This is a genomic window from Varunaivibrio sulfuroxidans, from assembly GCF_029318635.1.
GTDB lineage: Bacteria > Pseudomonadota > Alphaproteobacteria > Rhodospirillales > Magnetovibrionaceae > Varunaivibrio > Varunaivibrio sulfuroxidans.
Map to the genome: position 1 here is coordinate 1,301,092 of NZ_CP119676.1, position 24,154 is coordinate 1,325,245.

Annotated in this window: 19 protein-coding genes; 6 read left to right on the forward strand and 13 right to left on the reverse strand. The window is 60.5% G+C overall.

Annotation, left to right across the window (positions count from 1 at the left end; genetic code table 11):
• From P3M64_RS06100 to P3M64_RS06140, 9 genes are all read right to left on the reverse strand, one after another.
• Positions 1-1,326 carry a DegT/DnrJ/EryC1/StrS family aminotransferase gene (locus P3M64_RS06100; RefSeq protein ID WP_132938738.1) on the reverse strand — a complete coding sequence of 442 codons (1,326 nt, stop codon included), beginning with the start codon at positions 1,324-1,326 and terminating at the stop codon, positions 1-3.
• Between the two features lie 18 nt (positions 1,327-1,344).
• Positions 1,345-2,400 carry a Gfo/Idh/MocA family protein gene (locus P3M64_RS06105; RefSeq protein WP_132938737.1) on the reverse strand — a complete coding sequence of 352 codons (1,056 nt, stop codon included), beginning with the start codon at positions 2,398-2,400 and terminating at the stop codon, positions 1,345-1,347.
• Positions 2,387-3,124 carry a cytidylyltransferase domain-containing protein gene (locus tag P3M64_RS06110; RefSeq protein ID WP_132938736.1) on the reverse strand — a complete coding sequence of 246 codons (738 nt, stop codon included), beginning with the start codon at positions 3,122-3,124 and terminating at the stop codon, positions 2,387-2,389. Before P3M64_RS06110 ends, P3M64_RS06105 begins: the two co-directional genes overlap by 14 nt.
• 54 nt (positions 3,125-3,178) lie before the next feature.
• Positions 3,179-4,231 (reverse strand): N-acetylneuraminate synthase family protein, encoded by a 1,053-nt coding sequence (locus tag P3M64_RS06115; protein ID WP_207893155.1) that lies wholly within the window; start codon positions 4,229-4,231, stop codon positions 3,179-3,181.
• Complete coding sequence (locus P3M64_RS06120) at positions 4,228-5,076, reverse strand: cytidylyltransferase domain-containing protein (RefSeq protein ID WP_243644746.1); 849 nt, start codon at positions 5,074-5,076, stop codon at positions 4,228-4,230. Before P3M64_RS06120 ends, P3M64_RS06115 begins: the two co-directional genes overlap by 4 nt.
• Positions 5,015-6,259 carry a UDP-4-amino-4,6-dideoxy-N-acetyl-beta-L-altrosamine transaminase gene (pseC, locus tag P3M64_RS06125; RefSeq protein WP_132938735.1) on the reverse strand — a complete coding sequence of 415 codons (1,245 nt, stop codon included), beginning with the start codon at positions 6,257-6,259 and terminating at the stop codon, positions 5,015-5,017. Before pseC ends, P3M64_RS06120 begins: the two co-directional genes overlap by 62 nt.
• The gene (gene pseB, locus P3M64_RS06130) at positions 6,256-7,272 is read right to left on the reverse strand and encodes a UDP-N-acetylglucosamine 4,6-dehydratase (inverting) (RefSeq protein ID WP_207893136.1); all 1,017 of its coding nucleotides are present in this window, start codon (positions 7,270-7,272) and stop codon (positions 6,256-6,258) included. The genes pseC and pseB overlap by 4 nt, the downstream gene beginning before the upstream one ends.
• Before the next feature lie 176 nt (positions 7,273-7,448).
• On the reverse strand, positions 7,449-7,685 hold the full coding sequence (locus tag P3M64_RS06135) for a hypothetical protein (RefSeq protein WP_132938734.1): 237 nt from the start codon (positions 7,683-7,685) through the stop codon (positions 7,449-7,451).
• A 144-nt stretch (positions 7,686-7,829) separates the two neighbouring features.
• Complete coding sequence (locus P3M64_RS06140) at positions 7,830-9,596, reverse strand: tetratricopeptide repeat protein (protein ID WP_132938733.1); 1,767 nt, start codon at positions 9,594-9,596, stop codon at positions 7,830-7,832.
• Between the two features lie 405 nt (positions 9,597-10,001).
• Between P3M64_RS06140 and P3M64_RS06145 the strand changes: the two genes are divergently transcribed.
• The 6 genes from P3M64_RS06145 to P3M64_RS06170 all read left to right on the forward strand — a co-directional run bounded on the left by P3M64_RS06145 (position 10,002) and on the right by P3M64_RS06170 (position 19,129).
• Positions 10,002-11,162 carry a flagellin gene (locus P3M64_RS06145; RefSeq protein WP_132938732.1) on the forward strand — a complete coding sequence of 387 codons (1,161 nt, stop codon included), beginning with the start codon at positions 10,002-10,004 and terminating at the stop codon, positions 11,160-11,162.
• A gap of 462 nt (positions 11,163-11,624) precedes the next feature.
• Entirely contained in the window at positions 11,625-12,785 is a 1,161-nt protein-coding gene (locus P3M64_RS06150) for a flagellin (protein WP_132938731.1), read from the forward strand.
• A gap of 420 nt (positions 12,786-13,205) precedes the next feature.
• Entirely contained in the window at positions 13,206-14,363 is a 1,158-nt protein-coding gene (locus P3M64_RS06155) for a flagellin (protein WP_132938730.1), read from the forward strand.
• Between the two features lie 332 nt (positions 14,364-14,695).
• Positions 14,696-15,853 (forward strand): flagellin, encoded by a 1,158-nt coding sequence (locus P3M64_RS06160; RefSeq protein ID WP_132938729.1) that lies wholly within the window; start codon positions 14,696-14,698, stop codon positions 15,851-15,853.
• A 187-nt stretch (positions 15,854-16,040) separates the two neighbouring features.
• Entirely contained in the window at positions 16,041-18,083 is a 2,043-nt protein-coding gene (locus P3M64_RS06165; RefSeq protein WP_132938728.1) for a 6-hydroxymethylpterin diphosphokinase MptE-like protein, read from the forward strand.
• A gap of 191 nt (positions 18,084-18,274) precedes the next feature.
• Positions 18,275-19,129, forward strand: coding sequence for a hypothetical protein (locus tag P3M64_RS06170; RefSeq protein WP_132938727.1), 855 nt, complete (start codon positions 18,275-18,277; stop codon positions 19,127-19,129).
• A gap of 54 nt (positions 19,130-19,183) precedes the next feature.
• Here P3M64_RS06170 and can read toward each other — a convergent pair whose 3' ends face one another.
• The 4 genes from can to P3M64_RS06190 form a co-directional block, all read right to left on the reverse strand.
• Positions 19,184-19,837: a carbonate dehydratase gene (gene can / locus P3M64_RS06175; protein ID WP_132938726.1), complete on the reverse strand. Its 654-nt coding sequence runs from the start codon at positions 19,835-19,837 to the stop codon at positions 19,184-19,186.
• 332 nt (positions 19,838-20,169) lie between these two features.
• The gene (locus P3M64_RS06180; protein WP_132938725.1) at positions 20,170-22,824 is read right to left on the reverse strand and encodes an FtsX-like permease family protein; all 2,655 of its coding nucleotides are present in this window, start codon (positions 22,822-22,824) and stop codon (positions 20,170-20,172) included.
• Between the two features lie 8 nt (positions 22,825-22,832).
• A complete protein-coding gene (locus P3M64_RS06185) occupies positions 22,833-23,489 on the reverse strand; it encodes an ABC transporter ATP-binding protein (protein WP_132938724.1) in 657 nt (218 codons plus the stop codon).
• Positions 23,482-24,153: an ABC transporter ATP-binding protein gene (locus tag P3M64_RS06190; RefSeq protein ID WP_132938723.1), complete on the reverse strand. Its 672-nt coding sequence runs from the start codon at positions 24,151-24,153 to the stop codon at positions 23,482-23,484. Before P3M64_RS06190 ends, P3M64_RS06185 begins: the two co-directional genes overlap by 8 nt.
• Position 24,154 lies beyond the last annotated feature (1 nt).

Genomic DNA, 24,154 nt, shown 5'->3' on the forward strand with positions numbered 1-24,154 from the left:
CTAGCCCGCCGCCGCGTCATGCGCGCGCAACTGGTCGCGTGCATCGGCGACTTTGTGAAAGGCATCGGCGACATCGTCCAGATCGCGCCGGGTCATTCCCGGGCGCATCAACTCGTGGGTGATCAAGGTGCGGGCGTGGGCGTCCTCGCACACCGGACACAGCCCCTCGCGATAATCGGCGACGCCGTCGTAATGGGGGCAGGTAAACGGACATCCGCCGCCGCCATAGGCGATCCGTTCGCGAAAGATCGGCTCCAGATAAAGCGGGCGCACGTAGCCCTGGCCGATCAGGGGTCCGTCCTTTTCACGCATCTCGGAGGCCGGCAATTCGGCCTTCACGGCGGCGACGAAGGTCTCGCGCGACACCCCCATGACGTCGGCGTCGTAAAGCAGGGGGTGCACGTAATAGACATGACGGTCGCCGGGGCGCTCGGCGCACGGCGTCAGGCCGGGAATGCCTTTCAGGCGGCCCTCCAAGTAGGCGACGTTGTCGCGGCGCTGGGCGATCAGGCCCGGCCCCTTGTCCAACTGGCATTGACCGATGGCGGCCTCAAGCTCTCCCAGGCGAAAATTGAAGCCGACCATGTTGACCAAATCGGCGCGCCCCATACCCCCGACCACGGCCTCGCCGTGATTGCGGATCAGGCGCACCCGTTCGGCCAGATCGTCGTCGTTGGTGGTCACCACGCCGCCCTCGCCGGTGTGGATGTGCTTGTGATAATTCAAACTGAACACCCCGATGTCGCCGAGGGCGCCGACGGGGCGGCCCTTGTAGGTGGCGAACGGGGCCTGGGCGCAGTCTTCGATGACTTTCAGTTTATGTGTCTTCGCCAGCGCCATGATCGGGTCCATATCGGCGGCCTGACCGAAAATATGCACGACGACGATCGCCCGGGTGCGCGGCGTGATGCGCGCTTCGATCGACGCCGGGTCCAGGGTGAAGGTGTGCGGATCGATATCGGCGAACACGGGAACGGCGTTGAAGATCAGCGCCGCCGTCGCCGACGCGATCATGGTGTAGGGGCTGACGATGACCTCGTCGCCGGGCCCGACCGCCGTCGCCCCCACAGCGGCGTACAGGCCGCCGGTCGCGGAATTGACGCTGACGGCGTGTTTGACGGCGAAGGCCTCGGCCCAGCGTGCCTCGAAGGCGCGGACCTGATCGCCGCCGTAAAAATCGTCGTGCCACGCCCCTAAGAAGCGCGACAGCACGCCGCCGCGCATCACCGCGTCAACGGCCGCCCGTTCCTCCTCGCCGATCGGACGGTAGGCCGGAAACAGCTTTTCGCGGAGGGGCTTACCCCCCAACAAGGCCAACTCGGTCATGGCGTTACGTTTCCTTTCTCATGCCCGATTTCCAGGCCCGATTTCCAGGCCCGATATTTTGTCGCCGCGCGCCATGGCGATCAAGCGGTGGCACACCGTTTCCGCATCGAGCGCCGCCGCGCCGTCGCACGCCACCGGCGCGGCGGCGCGCACATGGCGGTACAGATTATCGACCGTGCGCGCCATCGCCTCGCCGAGGCCGGTTTCGCGCCACGCGCCGCGTTGCAACGTCCGCCTTTGGGGGAACTCGCGGTCCTCGCTTAAGGTTCGCACCCGGACCGCGCGGCCCAGGTCCTCGAACGCGACGCGACCGTTTTCGAAGGTCAGTTCCAGCTCGAAGGTGAAAAAATACCGATGATCGCTGCCGATCAAATAGACCGGCGCGCCGCCCGGCGCATCGAGGCGGGCGTCCAGGGTCGGGTCGTGGGGACCGAGTCCCGCGCGCGCGCGCAGGACGGCGCGCGGCGTCATCGGCCCGATTAAAAAGTGGAGAAGATCGATCATGTGCGATCCGCAGTTGAGGATTCCCTTATTGTAACTGCCCACCGCATTTTGCAATGCGCCCCAGCGCCCGGCGACGATTTCTTTTTTCAAGTCCACGATGCCGGGCGTCCAACGGCGCAGGTAATTCACCAGCAGACCGACCCCGGCGTCCCGGTAGGCGTCCACGACCCGCCGCGAGTCCGCAATGTCCGCGCAAAGGGGTTTTTCGCAAAGCACCGCCGTCACCCCGATATCGAGAAGCCCCATCAGCATCGATTCGTGCAGCGCGGTGGGCGCGCACACGCTGGCGACATCGGCGCGCACGGCGCTTTGGGCATAGTCGTCCAGGGTGGCGAACCCGTGGGGCACCGCCCAATAGTCCATGAACGCCCGGCGGCGGGCGGAATCCGGCTCGACGCAGGCCACCACATCAAACTCCGGATGGGCGCGATAGGCTCCGGCATGGGTGAGAATCCCGCCGTCCGACGGGCCGTCTTCGTCATAGCCTCCGGCAACCGCCCCGCAGCCGACGATCAACGCCCTGAGCACGGGCGGTTTATCACCGCCGGATGTGGCGTCACTCCCGGACATGGCGGTTGATCTCTCTAAGTTCGGGTTTGCGCGCCAGCAGCCGGAGAATATCGTCCAGGCGGAAGTCGGGATTTTCGGGATACAAAGCCTCGAACACCGCCGCGATCAGGGCCAAATCCTCCGCCGTGTCCAAGGTCAGGGCGAGATTGGGATCGCGCAGGGCGGGCGGGGCCGCGACGTTTTGCAGGCGGTAGCGTTCGGGGTGATTGTAGATATACAAACTGACGTGCTCGCGGTCGCGGGGATCGTCCGTGCGCGCCGCGGCGTCGGCTAGAATATCGGCGGCGAAAACCTGGGTATCCATGCCGATCGGATAGCTTCGGGTCAGCACATTGGATAGGTAATCGACATCCGCCGCCGCGTAAGCCTCGACACAGCGCTGGACGATGGCGGGGTCGATCAACGGGCAGTCGCCGGTGGTTTCGACGATGACGTCGGCGCCATGGGCGCGCGCCGCCCCCAGGACCCGCCCCATAACGTCGTCCTCACTGCCGCGAAAAACGCCGACCCCCAGATTTTCGGCAAGATCGACCAGTGGATCGTCGGTCGCGTTCACCGTGGTCGCGATGACGATGCCGTCCAACGCCGAGACCCGGCGCAGACGTTCGACCATCAACGCCAGCATCGGTCGCCCCAACACGGGCTTCAAGACTTTTCCGGGCAACCGCGACGAGGTCATGCGCGCCTCGATAGTGGCCAGGGTGCGGGGGGATTTTAGGGTCATCGGTTGTTTTCTCCACGGCGCGCGTGCGCCCACGATTCGCGACGGCGACGGGCGTTACGGTTCACAATCGTCCGGCGCGATCCCCTCGCCCTGGGCGATCGCACGGCGGGCGGTATGGCCTTCGATTCGATCGAGGTGGCGCGGATGGCTCCCCAGAATTTGCTTGCCGGGGCGCAGGATGGCGAAATTCTCGTCTTCTCTCAACCGCTCGCCCGGGGCGATATCACGGATCGCCTGGACGCCTCGGCGGGCATAGGCGGCCAATTCGTCCTCGACGGCGTGCACCGCCTTGACGCCGTCACCCAGCGCCCTTTCCACGGCGCGAATGTGATCGACCATTTCCTTCAGTTCGCCGGGCAACAGGGCGAAGGCGTGATCCGGCCCGGGCAGGCGGTTGTCCACGGTGTAATGCTTTTCGATCACCCGCGCGCCCAACGCCACAGCGGCGGCGGGCGCAATCGCCGGCTCGCGGCTGTGATCGGACAATCCGGCCACCACCCCGAAACGATCGCGCAGCCAGGGGATGACGCGCAGGTTGAGGCTGTCCAAGGGCGCGGGATAACGCGACGTGCACTGGAGCAACGCCAATTCCCCGCCGCCGTGGGCGCGAAAATGCCCGACCGCCCAGGCGATGTCGTCCTCGGTGCTGGCCCCCGTCGATATCACCAACGGCTTGCCCGTTCGCGCCGCCAATTCGATCAGGCGGATGTGGGAAATCTCGTAGGACGCGATCTTGTGTACCTGCACGAAAGGATCGACGGCGGCGAAATCCGCCGGGGAAAACGGCGACGACATGAACGCAATGCCCTGCCCTTTGCAATAAGCGGCGAGTTCGCCGATCATCTCGTAAGGCATGGCGAGATCGCTGAAAATATCCTGGATGTCGTCTTCGATCCCCGAACTGCTCAAATAATCGCTGCTGCCGGCGTTGGCGACGTAGACCGTCTCGGCGCGGTAGGTTTGGAACTTGACCGCGTCGGCGCCGCCCTCCCGCGCGATGTCGATCAGGGTTTTCGCCATCGCCAGGTCGCGCGCCGCGGTCCCCATGCGCCAGTTCGACCCGGCCTCGGCGATGATGAACGTCCTGTCGGGATCAAACATCGTCATCGTGGTCCTCCCGTTCCTAAAGGACCTTTTCCGTCCTCGGCGAGCGATTTTTTCAGGCCCGCGTAGCGATCCTGACCGGCGTTGATCGCCCGTAAGTCGGGATTGGCGTCCACAACGGCCAAAGCGGCGCGATAATCCCAACCTTCCGGGCCGGGCGGAAGTCTTTCGAAAAGGGCGCATAAAAAATCGTAATCCCGCGCCGTGTCCAAGGTCCAGCGGTATTCGGCGAGGCCCGCCACCGGGCAGGGATAGTGGGCTTGGCGCACATCGGGATGCCCACGCACGTAGGGCGTGACGTGCTCACGCTGGGAAGGCAGCGTGGCCTCGCGGGCGCTGCGTTCGAGCCAGGAAAAGCGCACCGCCTCGCAATCCAATCCATGAGGCCAACTGGGCGGCGTGTTGTTGCTGGCGTAATCGGCGTTTCGGTCGATCAGCGCCGCCAGAACCCCGCCGCACACGGCGGGATCGATCGCGGGACAGTCGCTGGTCACGCGCATCACGACATCTGCGCTCAGCTCCCGAGCGGCGCGAACATAGCGGTCCAAAACGTCTTTTTCGGAACCGCGAAAGACATGAACGCCAAGGCGGCGGGCCTCGTCGGCGACGGGATCGTCCGCGACGCCTTCGGGCACCGCGCAACAAACGACGTCGATGCCGGAGATGGCGCGGGCGCGTTCGAGCACATGGGCGAGAACGGTACGCCCGGCCAAGGGCTTGAGGACCTTACCGGGAAGCCGGCTCGATCCCAGGCGGGCCTGGATAATGACGGCGCACCCCCCCATTTCACACCCTCTCGACCGTGTCGAGGCCGTCGCCAAGCGCCGCCACGACGCGCAAGACGTCATCGTCATCCATCGCCGGGAACAGCGGTAGGGAAAGGCAGCGGCTGTAGTAGCGCCACGCCCCCGGCAACGCGAGATCGCCATAGAGCTTTTTGTAATAGGGCTGCATGTGCACCGGCAGATAATGCACCTGAGTGCCGACGCCCTTTTCACTAAGGGCGTTCATCAGCGCCGCGCGGTCCCCGTCCAGGACGGAAAAATCGACCAGCACGACATATAAGTGCCACGCCGCGCGGCAATCTGGCCGTCGTTTCAAGAAGTCAAGCGCCGGATGGCCGAGGTCCCCGATCGCCCGGTCGTAAAGCGCGACCAGTTCGCCGCGCCGGGCGACGAAGCGATCGAGCTTGGCCAACTGGGACGCCCCCAAGGCGCACTGCATGTCGGTGGCGCGGTAATTATAGCCGATGTCGGCCATTTCGTAGTACCACGGGTTGGCGGCCCCATCCACGCCGAAAGCCAGGCCGCGGTTGACGAAGGCGTCGGCGTCGCGGGTCATGCCGTGACTTCGCGCCCGGCGCAACCGCGCCGCCAGGGCGTCGTCGTTGGTGGTGACCACGCCGCCCTCGCCCATGGTGATGGTTTTCACCGGATGCAGGGAAAATACGGCCATCGCGCCGTGCGCGCACGCGCCGACGTTCGTCCAACGTCCCTCCGCCCCCTTCGGATCATCGTTGACAAGGTAAGATCCGCCGATGGCGTGGCAGGCGTCCTCGACCAGCACCGCGCCGTGCCCAGCCGCGACCGCCGACAAGGCCGCCATGTCGGCGGGCTGACCCGCCAGATGAACCGCCAGCACCGCCTTGACCACGCCGCCCGCCCGGGCGAAGGCGTCCTCCAGTGTCTGCGGAGTTAACAACCCGTTGTCGGGATCGACGTCGGCGAACACCACATCCGCGCCGACATAACGCGCCGCATTGGCGGTAGCGAGGAAGGTCAGCGTCGGCGCGATCACCCGATCGCCGTGCCCGATCCCCAAGGCCAGCAAGGCCAGATGCAGCCCCGCCGTACCGTTGGCGCAGGCCACCGCATGACGGGCCCCGGTTTTTTCCGCGAACGCATTTTCAAATTTCCCGACGGCGGGCCCGGTGGTCAACCAATCGCTTTTCAGGCTGGCCACGACCGCGGCGATGTCATCGTCATCGACCGCCTGGCGCCCATAGGGCAAAAACGGGCCCGAAGCGCTCATTTTTTATCCAGTTCCATCAACGCCCGCAAACCATCCTGGTCGAGCCACTGGGGGTTGTTGTCGCTGGAATAGGAAAAATCGTCGCCGACCGGCCTGCCCACACCATTGTCCCCCTGCGACACCAAGCGGTTCAAGATCACGAAGCGGTCGTCGAATTCCAGGGTATTGGGCGAATGATCGGGGGAAATCAGCATTTCGTGAAGTTTTTCGCCGGGGCGAATGCCGATCACCTTGCGCGAGATCCCCGGTTTCAGGGCGTCGGCCAAATCGACCACGTGCATGCTCGCCATTTTCGGGGTGAAAACCTCGCCGCCGTTCATCTGCTCGAAACACGACAGCACGAAATCGACCCCCTGTTGGATCGTTATCCAAAAACGGGTCATGCGCTCATCGGTGATCGGCAACTCCGTCGCGCCATCCCGAATCAGATTCTGGAATAACGGCACCACGCTGCCGCGCGAGCCGACGACGTTGCCGTAACGCACGCACGAAAAAATCGCGCCGCCTTTCCCGCTGAGACTGTTGGCGGCGATAAGGATTTTGTCCGACGCCAACTTGCTCGCGCCATAAAGATTGATCGGGTTAACCGCCTTGTCCGTCGATAACGCCATCACCTTTTTGACCCCGCAGGCGATCGCCGCCATCGCGATATTTTCAGCGCCGGTAATGTTGGTGTGGACACACTCGGTGGGGTTGTATTCGGCCACCGTGACGTGTTTCAGGGCGGCGGCATGAACGACGTATTCGATGTCCCTGAGCGCCATTTTCAGGCGTTCGAGATCGCGGACGTCACCGATGAAGTAACGCAAGCACGGATAGTCCGCCGGATTGAATTCCTGTTGCATTTCGAACTGCTTCAACTCGTCGCGCGAGTAGATCACCAGGCGGCGCGGCGCGAAACGTTCGAGAACCGTCTTAATAAACTGGCGGCCGAACGAACCGGTGCCGCCGGTGACCAAAATGGATTTTCCATCCAACGAGAAAGACGACGGGTAATGGGGTGTGGAATTCAAGAATAAAACTCCTTCGTTTTGCCCTGTCGGTATATGCAATGCCGGCTGGCGTTTTTTTCCGAAATGGCGACGGCGGCGGCGGCGATAAAGAAGCGCCGACGGCGAGGCGAAGCGACCGAATTTAGCACTCGGATTTCGGCGCGCCCCGAGGGGACGACGCCTTGCCGTCCGGCCCTTTAATTGGCGCTCGAAAACCCCCCGGCTTCGACATTTTTACGCGACGCCTCCAACATTTCCGCGGCGGATTGCTCTCCATAAATATCGACCAGCTTACTTACCGAGGCGGACAGAATGACCAAACTCAAACTCTGCGGCGAAACGCCGCGCTTAATGGCTTCGTCCCACATCGCCGAAAACCATTCGAGCGCGAGATCGGTCTCGTCGTTTTCGCCCAACGGCGCTTGTTCGGACATGACGCTTCTCCAAAAACGTTGGCCTTCAGGTTCTTCATATAAAGAACGGCATATCGCTTTTACAGCTAAACTATATTGCAAAAAAGCGGTAAGGATCAGGAGGCTAAGCCTATGACGGACGACACCGAGGCGCAACAGTCAAGATTATTCGATTTTTTCACGCAATGCCGCCTCGACGGCATCGAGAACGCCGCCCCAATCTCCGGGGTGAGACTGACGAAAAAGGCGGATCGTCGGATACCAAACGCTGTCGGCGCGTTCATCCATCCACAAAAAGCCCGTCGGCTGCGCCATCAACGCCCAGGCTTCCTTGCCCAGCGCCCCTGCCAGATGAAGCACCCCGGTATCCACGCTAATCACCAAATCCAAAGCATCCAACGCCGCCGCGGTATCGGCGAAATCTTCCAGAAAACCGGCAAGATCAATGAGGTTCGCGCCTCCCGGGGACGCTTCCGATAGCGCTCTCACGTCGTCCCTGAAGGGGCCGACCTGCAAACTATAAAACGTCGTCCCCGGAACATTCAACAAACCCTGCAGCAACGTCGGCGCGCACGAACGCTTGTGATTGTCCCGCCGTGTCGGACTGCCTGCCCATACCAGACCGACTTTCAACCCCGAGACCTCGAACAGCTCGCGCGGAACGGCGCTTTCGCCGGGCGGCGCGAGGTATGGGGTTTCGGCGGGGACCGTCTCCAAAGTCGTGCCCAGGAGATGAGGCAGGCTCATCAGCGGAACTTGGACGTCGAACGGCGGCAGAGGGTCTCCCAGGGTAACGACCTGCGCGACACCGTCGATCCCGGAAAACAGGCGCTCGAGTCCGGCACGGCATTCGACGATGACGCGCCCGCCCCGTTCGCGCACCATAGCGACGTAGCGTATAAACTGAATGGCGTCGCCGAAGCCCTGCTCGCCAAGCAACGCGATGGTGCGCCCGGCCAAGGGGCCGCCATCCCACTGCGGCGTCGAAAAATTACGTTTGAAGGCCGCGAACGTCGGCGTACGCCAGCGCCATTCGTATTCCTTCCAACCTTCGCGGTACCGTCCCGCCTGCAACAGCGCCAACGATAAATTCCAGTGCAGGTCCACGCTTTCCGGCTCGAAGGTCAACGCCGTACGCAGGCATTCGATCGCCGCCGTGCTGTCGCCCTTGGATTGGTGCGCGCTGGCCAAATTGCAATAGGCGTCAACATAATCCTCGCGCAGGGCTATGGCGCGCTCGAACGCGGTGACGGCGGCGTCGAAGGCGTCTAATTTCAACGACGCCAAAGCGAGGTTATAGTGGGCCGTCTCGTTCCCGCTCTCAAGCGCGGTCGCCTTGGACAAGGCGTCCCTGGCGTCTTCGTATTGGCCCAAATCCATATGCGTAAGGCCTAAATTGAACCAAGCATTGGCGTTATCGCCGCAGTGGGGCATGACCTTTTCGAGGGTTTTCAGAGCCTCTTCAGGGCGGTCCAGGCCAAGCAGGGCGTTGGCCATGTTGACCGAAAGGTCGGACAGGCTTTTATCATGGGCCAGCCCCTGGACGCAGGCCTCCATCGCTTCTTGATGACGGTCCAGGGCATTCAGACAACTGGCCAGATTGTTATACGCCGGGGCCGCCTCGGGATTGAGTAAAATGGCCCGCCGAAAGGCGTCGAGCGCCTCATCGAGGCGTCCGGCTTGTTGCAGGACATTGCCCAGGTTGACGAAGGGCGCGAAGTAATCGGGCGCCGCCTCGCCCGCCTGAGACAGCAATGAAATCGCCGTATCTAGCTCCCCAACGGCCTGGAAAATCAACCCCAGAAGGTTCAAGGCGTCGGCGTTGTTCGGCTCTTCGATGAGAACTTTCTCGTAAACCTTCGCCGCCTCGCCCAAACGTCCGGATTGATGTAGGGACAACCCCGACGCCAGAAGATGTTGCAAATCGCTCACATCACTCTCCCCGTTCCCTTTCGTTAAAGGACTCGCTCATAACAAAGGCGGAAAAGAACGCATCCCTTCGAATTTTTAACACATTAAGTTCCAAAATAGAGAGTTTTCCAAGACCCGCCCGCCGATGACGGAAACCAGCGAGAATGGGTCTTTCAAATTTAGAATAAATACAAACTAATGCATTGATCTTAAATACTTTTTATCGTTGTGCTTTCTTATCTTGCGGCGTAAGATCGAGGCCGTTACGTGGTTGCTCCCGGTTGCGGACACGCCGAGAAGGCGTTTTCCGTGGGGGGGGCAGTTCGAAGTGGGGTCCGCGCCGCGTTTTGCTTTGCCGGACCTCGGCGGTACGCAATTCAGAGAAATGAATTGCCTGTCATACGCTCTAGAACGGAGTAAAAAACGATGTCCGATATTACCCTTTCCGCCTCCGTGCGGCAGAACCTTCTTTCCCTGCAATCCACCACCCAGTTGATCGGCCGCACACAGAACCGGCTGTCCACGGGCCTGCGTGTCGCCAGCCCGATCGACGACCCGGTGTCCTTCTTCCAGGCCAAAGGCCTGACCGATCGCGCCACCGATTTCAGCGAAAAGAAGGACAACATCGATCAGGGCGTCAGCTCGCTAACCGCGGCGACCGACGCCGTGACCGCCGTCGAATCCCTGGTTCAACAGCTCAAGGGTCTGGCGACCAACGCCAAGTCCTCGACCACCACCACCCAGATCGACAACATCGCCAGCCAGTTCAACGATCTGCGCGCGCAGATCGACAACCTGGTCAACGACGCGTCCTATCAGGGCCTCAACCTGGTCGCCGGCACCGGCAGCACTCTGACGGTCAACTTCAGTAACGACACCGCCAGCATCCTCAACGTCAAATCCGTCGATATTCGCGCCGGCGGCACCGGCCTCGACGTTTCCGTGCTGTCGCGCGGCACCGAGGGGATCAACTTCAACCGCAGCGCCATCTCGGCGGGAACGGTTACCGCCGGCGGTTCGATCGCGGTGACCATCGGTGGGCAGTCCGCCAACACCTTGACGGTCGGCGACACCTTCACGCTGACCTACGGCACCCAGACGTTCGCTGTGACTATTTCCTCCACGGCAACGGCGACAACAACGAACTTCCTTTCTCAAGGCACCTATTCGGTCGGCGATACGATCTCCTTCACGATCGCTTCCGCCGCCTTATCGACAGGACCGACTAAATTACTCAATATCGGCGCCGCCAGCGTTTCGGTTTCCGAGGGTGCGGGCGTGCGTCAGGTCGGCGTCGGCTACGCCACCGACCTCAGCAACGCGATCACCAACCTGGACAGCGCCTTGACGACGCTGCGCAGCCGGTCGCAGACCCTGGGTTCGAACGTCGCCTTGTTGCAAACCCGTCTCGACTTCACCAAGAACTATGTCAACACCCTGACCTCCGGTTCGGGCAAGTTGACCTTGGCCGACCTCAACCAGGAAGGCGGTAACCTGCTTGCGTTGCAGACCCGCCAGCAGTTGGGTATTCAGGCCCTGTCGTTCGCCGGGAAGTCCGAACAGGCGATCCTCGGGTTGTTCCGTTAATCCCAGCACCTCTCGGCCTAACATCGGTCGGAAAATCTCATTCTATCCTTCCGCCGGACGATGAGTACCCTCATCGCCCGGCTTTCTCGTTCCGCCTACGCCAACGCCCCTTTATCTTCTTGAATTAAACGTCCACCCACGGGACGTCATATCTCCCTTAATTTTTTGGCGCATTAGGTTTGAGATAAGACCTTCCAAACTTCTTTCGCCGGGACAACAAATTTTCACTTTAGACTAACTCTAAACGTGCATATGTCGGCATATTTTTTTTAAAAGTTGCATTTTCATCCCTTCCAGACTAATCTTGCCGGGACTATGTGGCTACCTTGCCTTTGGGGCTACCGTAGGGCTGGGAGGCCGCCGTAGGGTCGGGGCTTTAGTTTTTCGTCCCGTCAGGCTTCGTTTGTGAGCGATTCGGAGAATCGGATCGCCTTATATGCACTCTAGAATGGAGTACACCCCATGTCCGACATCACCCTTTCCGCCTCCGTGCGGCAGAACCTTCTTTCCCTGCAATCCACCACCCAGTTGATCGGCCGCACACAGAACCGGCTGTCCACGGGCCTGCGCGTCGCCAGCCCGATCGACGACCCGGTGTCGTTCTTCCAGGCCAAAGGCCTGACCGATCGCGCCACCGACTTCAACGAAAAGAAGGACAACATCGATCAGGGCGTCAGCTCGCTGACCGCGGCGACCGACGCCGTGACCGCGATCGAATCCCTGGTTCAACAGCTCAAGGGTCTGGCGACCAACGCCAAATCCTCGACCACCACCACTCAGATTAACAATATTGTCAGCCAGTTCAACGATTTGCGCGGGCAAATCGACAATTTGGCCAACGATGCGTCGTATCAGGGCCTCAACTTGGTCGCCGGCACCGGCAGCACCCTGACGGTCAACTTCAGTAACGACACCGCCAGCATCCTCAACGTTCAATCCGTCGATATCCGCGCCGCCAATACGGGCCTAGACATCGCCCAACTCAGCGCCTACAGCGGCGGCGGCATTCCGCTTAACGTCGCCTATCTTTCCGCCGGCGCAGTGACCGCCGGGGGAAGCGCCACGGTGACCATCGGCGGGCAATCCGCCAGCACCTTGACGGTCGGCGATACCTTCACGCTGTCTTACGGCACCCAGACGTTCACCATCACGGTGACCTCCTCGGCGACCGGCTCGGCGGCGAACCTGCTGTCGGCGGGCACCTATTCGGTCGGCGATACGATCACCTTCACCGCCGTTTCGGCGACCACCACGACGACCACCAAACTATTGAACCTGGGGGCCAGTTCGGTCACGGTCACCGCGACACTGGCCAAACGCGCGATCGGCGTCGGCTTCGCCACTGAACTCAGCTCGCGGATCACCAACCTGGACAGCGCCTTGACGACGCTGCGCAGCCGGTCGCAGACCCTGGGTTCGAACGTCGCCTTGTTGCAAACCCGTCTCGACTTCACCAAGAACTACGTCAACACCCTGACCTCCGGTTCGGGCAAGTTGACCTTGGCCGACCTCAACCAGGAAGGCGGTAACCTGCTTGCGTTGCAGACCCGCCAGCAGTTGGGTATTCAGGCCCTGTCGTTCGCCGGGAAGTCCGAACAGGCGATCCTCGGGTTGTTCCGTTAATCCCAGCACCTCTCGGCCCTTTAAGACCGGGAGTTTCCTTTTGGTGATGAGGCCGGGCGATGGAAAACTTCATCGCCCGGCCTTTGGCGTTGTCCTCGCCTGAGCACACTCGCTTGAGCACATATGTGTTGTTTCCCCCGAGAGTGCGCGGTACCATATCTATATCTATGCGAGTGAACATAATTTCGTTTTCCCGCACGTGTTGCCGTGAGGCATTTTCGCGGCGTGTCGAACGGAGAGGGGCGCGCCTGCGCGCCAACACGAAGGCATGTGAGCGAATGCCGTATGCCCTTCGTGTTGGTAATGGCGTCTTGGTGACAGCGCCATCGAAGATGGCGCATACGAGAGAAAATACAGAGGGGCGTAGCCTGATCGACGCACTTGACGTCGGAATCAGCGCTCTAGAATGGAGTAAAAACCATGTCCGATATTACCCTTTCCGCCGCCGTGCGGCAGAACCTTCTTTCCCTGCAATCCACCACCCAGTTGATCGGCCGCACACAGAACCGGCTGTCCACCGGTCTGCGCGTCGCCAGCCCGATCGACGACCCGGTGGCGTTCTTCCAGGCCAAGGGCCTATCCGACCGCGCCGCCGATTTCAGCGAAAAGAAGGACAACATCGATCAGGGCGTCAGCTCGCTAACCGCGGCGACCGACGCCGTGACCGCCGTCGAATCCCTGGTTCAGCAGCTCAAGGGTCTGGCGACCAACGCCAAGTCCTCGACCACCACCACCCAGATCGACAACATCGCCAGCCAGTTCAACGACTTGCGCGCGCAGATCGACAACCTGGTCAACGACGCGTCCTATCAGGGCCTCAACCTGGTCGCCGGCACCGGCAGCACCCTGACGGTCAACTTCAGTAACGACACCGCCAGCGTCCTCAACGTCAAATCCGTCGATATTCGCGCCGGCGGCGCCGGCCTCGACGTTTCCGTGCTGTCGCGCGGCACCGAGGGGATCAACTTCAACCGCGGCGCCATCTCGGCGGGAACGGTTACCGCCGGCGGTTCGATCGCGGTGACCATCGGTGGGCAGTCCGCCAACACCTTGACGGTCGGCGATACCTTCACGCTGTCTTACGGCACCCAGACGTTCACCGTCACGGTGACCTCCTCGGCGACCGGCTCGGCGGCGAACCTGCTGTCGGCGGGCACCTATTCGGTCGGCGACAGCATCACCTTCACCGCCGTTTCGGCGACCACGACGACGACCACCAAATTGCTCAATATCGCCGCCAGTTCGGTTTCGGTTTCCGAGGGTGCGGGCGTGCGTCAGGTCGGCGTCGGCTACACCACCGACCTCAGCAACGCGATCACCAACCTGGATAGCGCCTTGACGACGCTGCGCAGCCGGTCGCAGACCCTGGGTTCGAACGTCGCCTTGTTGCAGACCCGTCTCGACTTCACCAAGAACTACGTCAACACCCTGACCTCCGGTTCGGGCAAGTTGACCTTGGCCGACCTCAACCAGGAAGGCGGTAACCTGCTTGCGTTGCAGACCCGCCAGCAGTTGGGTATTCAGGCCCTGTCGTTCGCCGGGAAGTCCGAACAGGCGATCCTCGGGTTGTTCCGTTAATCCCAACGCCTCCCCGACTTTAAGTTAAGGGCGGGGAGGCGCGGCCCGGCGTCGAATTCGCCGAAATCTTCAAATGAAGCGGCGTGCTGCGATCGCAAAAGAATTTTAAAAACAAGACCGTAACTACATTATAGTAATTTTTATTCACGCCGATACGTTTATTCATTGCCACCCGTGACGTTCATCTCTATATTTGATGGCGTACCTTTCGCTTTCGGGCGCATTAAAAGGTCCAGTTAATTTTTCCGGTGTGGACTTACCGGGAAAAATTTTGAAAACGGCCCATAGAAATGGGCCGTTACAACAAAAACTCTAGAACGGAGTAAAAAACGATGTCCGATATTACCCTTTCCGCCTCCGTGCGGCAGAACCTTCTTTCCCTGCAATCCACCACCCAGTTGATCGGCCGCACACAGAACCGGCTGTCCACGGGCCTGCGCGTCGCCAGCCCGATCGACGATCCGGTGTCGTTCTTCCAGGCCAAAGGCCTGACCGATCGCGCCACCGATTTCAGCGAAAAGAAGGACAACATCGATCAGGGCGTCAGCTCGCTAACCGCGGCGACCGACGCCGTGACCGCCGTCGAATCCCTGGTTCAGCAGCTCAAGGGTCTGGCGACCAACGCCAAGTCCTCGACCACCACCACCCAGATCGACAACATCGCCAGCCAGTTCAACGATCTGCGCGCGCAGATCGACAACCTAGTCAACGACGCGTCCTATCAGGGCCTCAACCTGGTCGCTGGCACCGGCAGCACCCTGACGGTCAACTTCAGTAACGACACCGCCAGCATCCTCAACGTCAAATCCGTCGATATTCGCGCCGGCGGCACCGGCCTCGACGTTTCCGTGCTGTCGCGCGGCACCGAGGGGATCAACTTCAACCGCGGCGCCATCTCGGCGGGAACGATTACCGCCGGCGGTTCGATCGCGGTGACCATCGGTGGGCAGTCCGCCAACACCTTGACGGTCGGCGATACCTTCACGCTGTCTTACGGCACCCAGACGTTCACCGTCACGGTGACCTCCTCGGCGACCGGCTCGGCGGCGAACCTGCTGTCGGCGGGCACCTATTCGATCGGTGACAGCATCACCTTCACCGCCGTTTCGGCGACCACGACGACGACCACCAAATTGCTCAATATCGCCGCCAGTTCGGTTTCGGTTTCCGAGGGTGCGGGCGTGCGTCAGGTCGGCGTCGGCTACGCCACCGACCTCAGCAACGCGATCACCAACCTGGACAGCGCCTTGACGACGCTGCGCAGCCGGTCGCAGACCCTGGGTTCGAACGTCGCCTTGTTGCAGACCCGTCTCGACTTCACCAAGAACTACGTCAACACCCTGACCTCCGGTTCGGGCAAGTTGACCTTGGCCGACCTCAACCAGGAAGGCGGTAACCTGCTTGCGTTGCAGACCCGCCAGCAGTTGGGTATTCAGGCCCTGTCGTTCGCCGGGAAGTCCGAACAGGCGATCCTCGGGTTGTTCCGTTAATCCCAACGTCTCCTGGACTTTTAAGGTCGGGAGCGCGGGGTTCGAGAAAACTCACCTGGAAATCAACAAAAGGGGGAAGGCCTTTGGCCTTCCCCCTTTTGCCATGCCCCCCTTTTGATTGTCGTGCGGGCGTTAACGCGGTATTTTCAAGTTTCATCCCTTCGTTTCGAGAGGACCCGGACACGACATGACCGAATCCAAGAAGGCCCTCCGCGCCAAAAAAATAATGCCGGACACCTTTCACGCCGTGCCGGCCGAGAATCTGAACCGCGCCCTATTCAAAAAAAACCTCGCCGCGATCGCCCGCCGACAACCCGAGATCGCAGACAAACTAAAGGCGCTCAAGGAAACCTACGCTACGCTTATGGTTAACGACGCGGGCCAGTACGATATCCACTTTCGCGGCGCGGCGCTTCAGGACGCGGGCCACCTGGACTGGGCCGAACAACGAATGGATAAGTTTCACGTCCGCGGCGGCCTCAAACGGTTACAAATGGCGCCCATCGACAGCGCGAACCTGGACGACGAATCGAACCTCGCGTCCTATCGCATGATGAAGCGCGCGGTCGATGCCGATATCCATTTTCTCAACGCACCCAACACGTTGGAAGCCTACCATGTCATCGCTTTCGGGATCGGACTCGGCTTTCACTTGAACCGCCTGGCCGAGGTAACGCGTTGCCGCCACCTGTTGCTGGTCGAACCCAATTTGGAGTTTCTGTATTGGTCCTGCTACCTGTTTGACTGGACCGCCTTTTACCGGGAGGCGCGCCGCCATCACCGCGAGGTCGTCATTATCAACGTGACGGACCCAACCCGGATCATGGAGCTTTGCATCGGGTACGTCCGCCTCGACAACCCGGCTTTCGTCGATGGGCTACTTCTGTTTCAAAGCTACCAAAGCTCATTGATGCACGCCGCCCAAGAAAACATCATCAAGAACCGCGACCTGTTCAACATCGGCCTTGGCTTTCTCGAAGATGAGATCGACATGATCCGAAACAGTTATCGCAACTTAAAAAACTTCACGGGAAAGTACTACGCAACCCATGAGGAGGAGCTGATCCCCCATCCGGTTTTCGTTATCGGCTCGGGACCGTCACTGGACAACGACCTGAAATTCATACGCGACAATGCCGACAAGGCGATCGTTGTGTCCTGCGGAACGGTGCTGCGCGTCCTGCTGCGCAACGGCATTGTCCCCGATTTCCAAATGGAAATGGAAAACGTGCCCGCCGTCACCGAACTGATGCGCGCCTTAAGCAAGGATTACGACCTGTCGAGCATCAAACTCGTCGCTTCCAACACCGTAGATCCCGGCGTCGCGCCGCACTTTGAACAGGTCGTTTATTACATCCGCACGGGAATTTCCAGTTCGCCGATTTTCTCCGTCGCCCCCAAGTGTGGCATTCCCTACAGCACCCCCACGGTAACCAATCTCGGTTTTTCCTTCGCCCAGGAATTCGGGGCGCGCGAGATTTACCTTTTCGGGGTCGATCTGGGCGCGCGCAACCCGGAGAAACACCATGCCTCCGACGCCCCTTACAATGACGGCGAATTGGAATTCACCACGACGATCAATGTCCCGACTCCGGGAAATTTCGGTGGCGAGGTCCAAAGCGAAAAAATTTACCTATGGTCCAAAAACACTCTCGAACTGGCGATGAAGCGCTTTCCGCTACGCATGTATGTCAACTGTTCCGACGGCGTGCATATCAAAGGCGCGCTGCCCAAGCTGTCGTCCTCGGTCCTGCTGGGTCCCTCGACCGACAAAAAGGCCACGGTTGACGCGATCTGGTCACGTTTTCCCGCATACACCCCCGAGCTGTTCGAGTGGTCGTGGAACAGATACGACCTGCGCCGGGAACTCAAAAAGGTCGCCGGAAATATCTTGCGCAAATGTTATAAAAGCACCCTCGCGGCCAGGCGCAATGAAAACACCCACGATCTCGAATTCACCTTCAAGGTCATCCACACCTTTATCACCGGAGAGGATGGCGAGAGCGCCGAAATCCACTATTTACGCGGATCCGGTCTGATGTTTCTGTCGCTGGTGACCTATTACTACAGCCGCGTACCCACCCCGGAAAAACGCGCCGTCTACGCCGAAATCGCCCGCGACGAATTTTCCCATCTGGTGCGTACCATCCGCGACACCATGCTGGAATTTTACGATTACCTCGAAGAAAAGATCGAGCAGGATGGAAAATACGAGACCCGCCCTCAATAGCGTCCGAAAATAAAGGAACATGTAAGTAGCGGGGAACGGGAATGGTGTATTCCGCCGATGACAATAAAGCTGATAACAAAGCCCAAATATGTTATGATGGCTTTGTTTTTTATGGTTCGCGCCCCTATATGCCATCTTGTGGGTGTGTATAGGGCATTCTTCTAAACGACGCCGCATCGGAAAAGGCGGATATGGCTGGCATTGCAGACATTTATTCGGGAGGCGATTTTTCCGCCGGATTTGCGCAAACCGCGCAGAGCGCCGTGCGCCCGAATTTGGAGTACCAGGTCAATATCTTGCAGAACGCCGTCATCAAGCGTCTCAATGAGAAAATCAGCGCCGTCAACGCCGATAAAGACCTGAAGAACAGCACCCTCGATGCTTATCTCAGCAGCCAAAAGAAAAAGCTCAGCGATTTTTCCTTTCAAACGGAAAAATACATTTTCGATAATGGTCGCAATATGATCACGGCCGACGCGTTGACGACGAAACTCAACGACTTAAGCGCCGCCCTCGCCGCCAACGACACGACGACCTTCAATCAGGTCCTTAAAAGCATCAACCAAGTCACCGACATGATGACCCAGGCCAACGGCATGCCCATCGGCATTGTCGTCGATGACGGCGTTACCAAGCTTCAAAGTCCCGGATTGGTGCAGTATAACAACGCAGGCACCCAGACCCGGGCCACCCAACGTAGCGATTTCGCCACCGACGCCGACGCCACGGCCGCCATCAATCAGGCTTTCAACAATCTCGGCACGACCTCTCAGGTTCTCTCTTTCAATCAGGACGCCGCCGAAAACCTGCGTTCGAAAACCCAAGGCAAACTCAACGGCACCATTTTGCAGTTGGAGGCCGTGCGCGTCGCCAATGACGCCGAGAAGGCCAACGAAGTCGAAAAACTGCGCCGACAGTACAGCCAGTTTCTCAATGCGATTTCGTTATCCTATGAAAGCAACGCCGCCTTGACCGAAAAATTGTCGTCGTCGCTTTTCGGCCCCCTCGACATTCAACCCGGGTCGGTGATGAACCTATTCGCCTAAGTGTGGGTCGCGCTCCAAGCAATCGTAATTTTTTAGACCGTTTGAGGCCGCGGCTCACGCCGTTTGCCCGTCGCCGTCGATTTGATAGACCCGATGCAACTGTTCGGGGGCGGATATACCGACATTGAGATCGTGTAAGATACCGTCTTGAAGACGATAAACCCAGCCATGGACCATCACCTTTTTTCCTCGACGCCAGGCATTTTGTACGATCGGCGTCTTCGCCACATTGTGGACCTGCGCCGCCACGTTCAGCTCGCACAATCGGTCCCTTTGCGCTTCGGAATTATCGATCATTGCGATCTCATCATAGTGGTGACGATATATTTCCTTGACGTGCGCCAACCAATTGTCGATTTGACCGTGATCGCAATGGTCCATCGCCGCCGCGATCCCCCCGCAGCCATAATGGCCCGTGACGATAATATGGCGCACATTGAGAACCTCGACGGCAAACTGGATGACGGCCAGGCAGTTTAAATCGCTATGAGGAACGACATTGGCGATGTTCCGGTGAACGAACATCTCACCCGGTTGCAAGCCCACGATTTCGTTGGCCGGAACCCGGCTGTCCGAACATCCGATCCACAGATATTCGGGATTTTGAACCCCGCAAAGCCGACTAAAAAACTGCGCGTCCTCACCAATCTTCGCCGAAGCCCACGCCTTATTCCTGTCCAAAAGATCGCCCGCATGTTTATCGCACATCGCCTAACCTTGTTTAAATTTTACCAAACAAAAACACCGCGACGGTATCACCTTCTCGCCAACGGGGAAAAGCAAACAAACGACGTCCGGCCAAGCGAGGAAAATCCCCCCCCTAGGGTCAGGGCCTCTTTATCTGATGCGTCTGGTTTGTGAAAAATGTCACAAGCCTAGGAGAAGACTTGCCGGAAGTGCCGTTCACTTTCAAAAGTCTTCGACGACGTTCCTGGGGCATTTTTCACAAATCCCTGCGGGACGGCTTGTTGGAAACGCTTCTCCCGCCACGAGCCGTGTCGATGTCGCAACCGGATTTCACCATCCATTATCGTCAAAGTTCACCTTTCGCGCAACAAATCGGCGGATGAACGCGAGGCGCGACGGGTCGTGACGACCAGGGCGGCGGCAAGCGACACCGCGGCGAACCCCACGATCGTAACAAGATAGTCCAGAGGCCACGCCAAGACTTCCGGCGGCGGGTCGAACACCCCGGTCAGCAGTTTGACCAGCATTGCGGCGATAACGACGCCGCCCGCAACCCCGAACAACAGCCCTCCGGCGAGAACGAAGAGACCCTCACTCCAAATAAAGACGGCAAGCTGTCGCGGTTTGGAGCCGATCACGTTGAGGACGGCGAACGCTCGGCGTCTCTCGAAAAGACCGAGCAAGAGCAGCAGCCCCGAGGCGCTCGCCGCCATGATCGCGGCGAAGCTCAGCTCGATTCCCGTCAGCCCACGCAAATCCACGGCGGCAAGGTTGGAACCGATGATGTGCGCGGCCTGACCGATATCCGTAACCCGCAGCGACGGCGCGTCACGGAGCAGGGATTTAACCCGACCAGCCAACGCGGCGGGGTCGCCCTTGGCTTTCAACAAGACGTCCTCGCGGGCGCTTGAGCGGGTCATTTGGGCTAGGTACGCCGCGTTGGCGACCAGAAATGAATCCTTAGGCGCGGTCGGAAATTCCCGGACGACGCCGACGAAAACGAAGGGGATCGCCCGATACTGGTGGGTGCGCATGTCCATCAGGCGTAGGTTTAGAGTATCGCCCAGGGTCAACTGAAAATCATGCACGGTTTCTTGTGAAACCAGCACGCCGTTCGGCGTCCTTTTAAGGATTTCGAGGACTGATTGCGCCGATTGCCCGACAAAATAGGCGTCGGCGAGATGGGTCGCCTTGGTGATCGTCGCTGGATCGATGCCGTAAATATCCTGCAAATCCGCACCGACATAGGCGAAACGGTGGGCCATGGTGGCCCCGGAGGCGACCCCGGGAAGGGCTTTGAGACGATTAAAATAGGCCGCCGCAGGCCGATCCGTGCTGCCGAAGACCGTGACGTCGGCCCCGTTGGTCAGTTCGGCATCGACCCGGGCTTGTCCATTGTAGGTCTTGTTGAAAATCGACGTCGATACGGCGAAGGAAATGGCCAGGGCCAACATGGCGACGCCAAAGGAGAGCCGGAACGACTGGCGCGTCATCGCGGCGCTCACCGCCGGGGCAAGGGCGCCCGCCCAGGGCCGCAATGCCGCCGTCAAAACGCCGCCGCCCCGGCGCAGGGCGAGGCGGGTAATCCGTAGGGAAAAAAGAACGATCCCCAGCCAAAACAGAGCCGGAGAAATAAACGCCTTGTAATCGACGGCGGTCGTTGCGACGCCCTCCGGGGCGAGCACGATCCGATATCCGGTGCTCGCCGATTGCCAAAAAAACAACCCCGCCAGGGCGAGCAACGCCAAGTCGGCATAGGTGCGCGCCCACAAGGGCGTCCCTTGAAGCGGCGCGGCGGCGCGGCTGGCGGCGATGGTCGTGCTGCGCCCTTCCCTGAGCACGGGCAGGACGAGCGCCAGAAACACCACGCCGAGGGCCAGCGCACACGAGAGCGCCAACGACAACCCATCGGGCATGACGGGGGCATGGCCGGTCAGGGCGGGAAATCCGACCGTAATCGCCATCCCGATCAGCACCCCGAGGATGCCGCAAAATGCCGCTTCACTGGCGGCGAAGATAACAATCTGACGGCGCGACGCCCCACGCGTGCGCAACACCGCACGTTCCCGGCGGCGCTCGCCCGCGTTGGTCGTGGTGACCGCCATGGTCATGATCGCGGCCAAGGCCACACCGGGCACCCCCAAAAACAAGAAAAGCACGCGAGCATACAGGGAATCGCCGCGTACCGCGTCGAGACGCGCCCCCAGATTGTCGGATACCAGCGCCTGGCCGGCGACGCGGGCCTCAAGATTGCGCGCCGCGCCGGTGACGAAAACAAAGGCGGCTTCGGGATTGGCGGGCAATTGCGCGCGCGCCAGACGGACGTGAAACTGGAGGCGAACGCTACCGGGGCGCACCTGCCGCTGGGGGTCGAAAATTTTCATCCACTGCGCTTCGGGCAAGATCAAAACATTGTCGGGCGGCGCCTGTGGGGCGGCCTGCTTGGGGAGACCGACACCCTGAAACAAGGCGTCGGCGTCGGGCAAGCCGACGACGCCGGAGATCACAACCGACGCCGGAGCAAGACCGACCCGCTTGATGCGCACCGTATCGCCGGGACGGACATGAAGGTTCGCCGCCGTCTGTTGGGCGATGAGAACGCCATCCAATTTTCCGGCGAGAAGACGGACTTCCTTGGGAAAATCCTTGGCGTAGCCGGCGTCGAAGGCGATCGCCTTGCCCGGTCCCGTCGTCTGGGTCGTCTTGCCCGGCGATGCGACCAGCCCCGCGACTTGGGCATAGCGAACCGTATGCAATGCCTGAATTTTCGCCGCCTTTTTTATCGCCGTTTCGACCCGGCTCGGACTGGCCGTGGGAACAAGTTCGACCTGCCAGTCGATAGGCACGGCGGAAACGGCCCGCGCGCTCATCGACACGCTGCTGGAAACCACGAACGCGCCCAACGCCATAAGCAGGGAAACGGCGAGGGATATGCCCGCGACAACGCCGACGACCCGCACCGCGCGATGAGCGATCAGGCCGCCAAGCCAAAGTTTGATCAAGGCCATTTTCATCCTCACGATACGTTCAGGTGGCCATGCGCGATGGACCAGTGGGTTGCAAAACGGGCGGCGACGGCGGGGTCGTGCGTCGCGACAAGAAGCGCGGCATTGGTTTTCTCCAGACCGGCGAGGATAACGTCGATGACGCGCCCTGCCGTTTCCCCGTCAAGCTGCCCCGTCGGTTCGTCGGCGAGAACCAGGCGGGGAGACAGAATCAACGCCCGGGCGATCGCCACACGCTGCGCCTGACCGCCCGACAAATCATCGGGAAATTTACGCGCCACATCCTCAAGCCCCAGATCCGCCAGCAGGGCCTCCGCACGCGAACGCGCGTCCTGGGCGCCGTCGAGCATCGCGGGCAGGCAAACATTGTTGAGCACGTCGAGAGCGGGGAAAAGACTGGGCGATTGAAAGACGAACGCCAGTTGGCGCGGGCGCAAATCGCCGATCCGCCCAAGAGCGGGCCATGAAACATCTCCGCCCGATGGCGCATCAAGCCCGCCCAGGATATTCAACAGCGTGGATTTCCCACTTCCAGACGGACCGGACAGCACGATCCGGGCGCCCGGAGCGATCGCACCACTCGCCTTTTCCAACACCGTGTTAGCCGCGCCATCGCCGGCGACGAACGTCCGCGACACCCCATTAAAAACAACAAAAGGTTCAGACATTTACCAGTTTCCCATCGTGTAAACGTAAAATGCGATCGGCATGTTCGGCCAAGGCTTCGCTGTGGGTGGACAACACCGTCGCCAGCCCGGCCCTACGTCGAGCGGCGAAAATCTCAAGGATTTGACTCTCGGTGCTCTCATCGACCTCGGCGGTCGGCTCGTCGGCGATAAGAACGGGAGGGGCCGCCGCCATCGCCACCGCCAACCCCGCCCGCGCGGTTTCCCCGCCGGACAGCTCGCCAGGCAGCGCATCCGCGCGGCGCTCAAGCCCCACCGACCGGATCAGCGCGTCAACATGATCGACGCCGACGCCGGCAATCGCACATTGCAGGCGGATATTTCCGCGCACGGATAGCTGCCCGATCAAATTTCCCGACTGGGGCAAAATCCCGAACGCACGCGCCCTGATTGCGGACCGCCGGTTCTCGGGACGCCGACTGATGCGCCGACCATTGACGCACACATACCCGCCATCGGGCTCGTCAAGCCCCGTGAGACAAGACAGCAGCGTCGATTTACCACTTCCAGAAGGACCCATGACGGCGACCATCTCATCCCTGACGATAGCCAAACTGACACCGCGCAAAGCGGCGGTTTCATCATCGCCCGTATGATAAAAACGATACAGTTCGTGAGCCGTCAGGATATTTTGACGCTCTTTCATA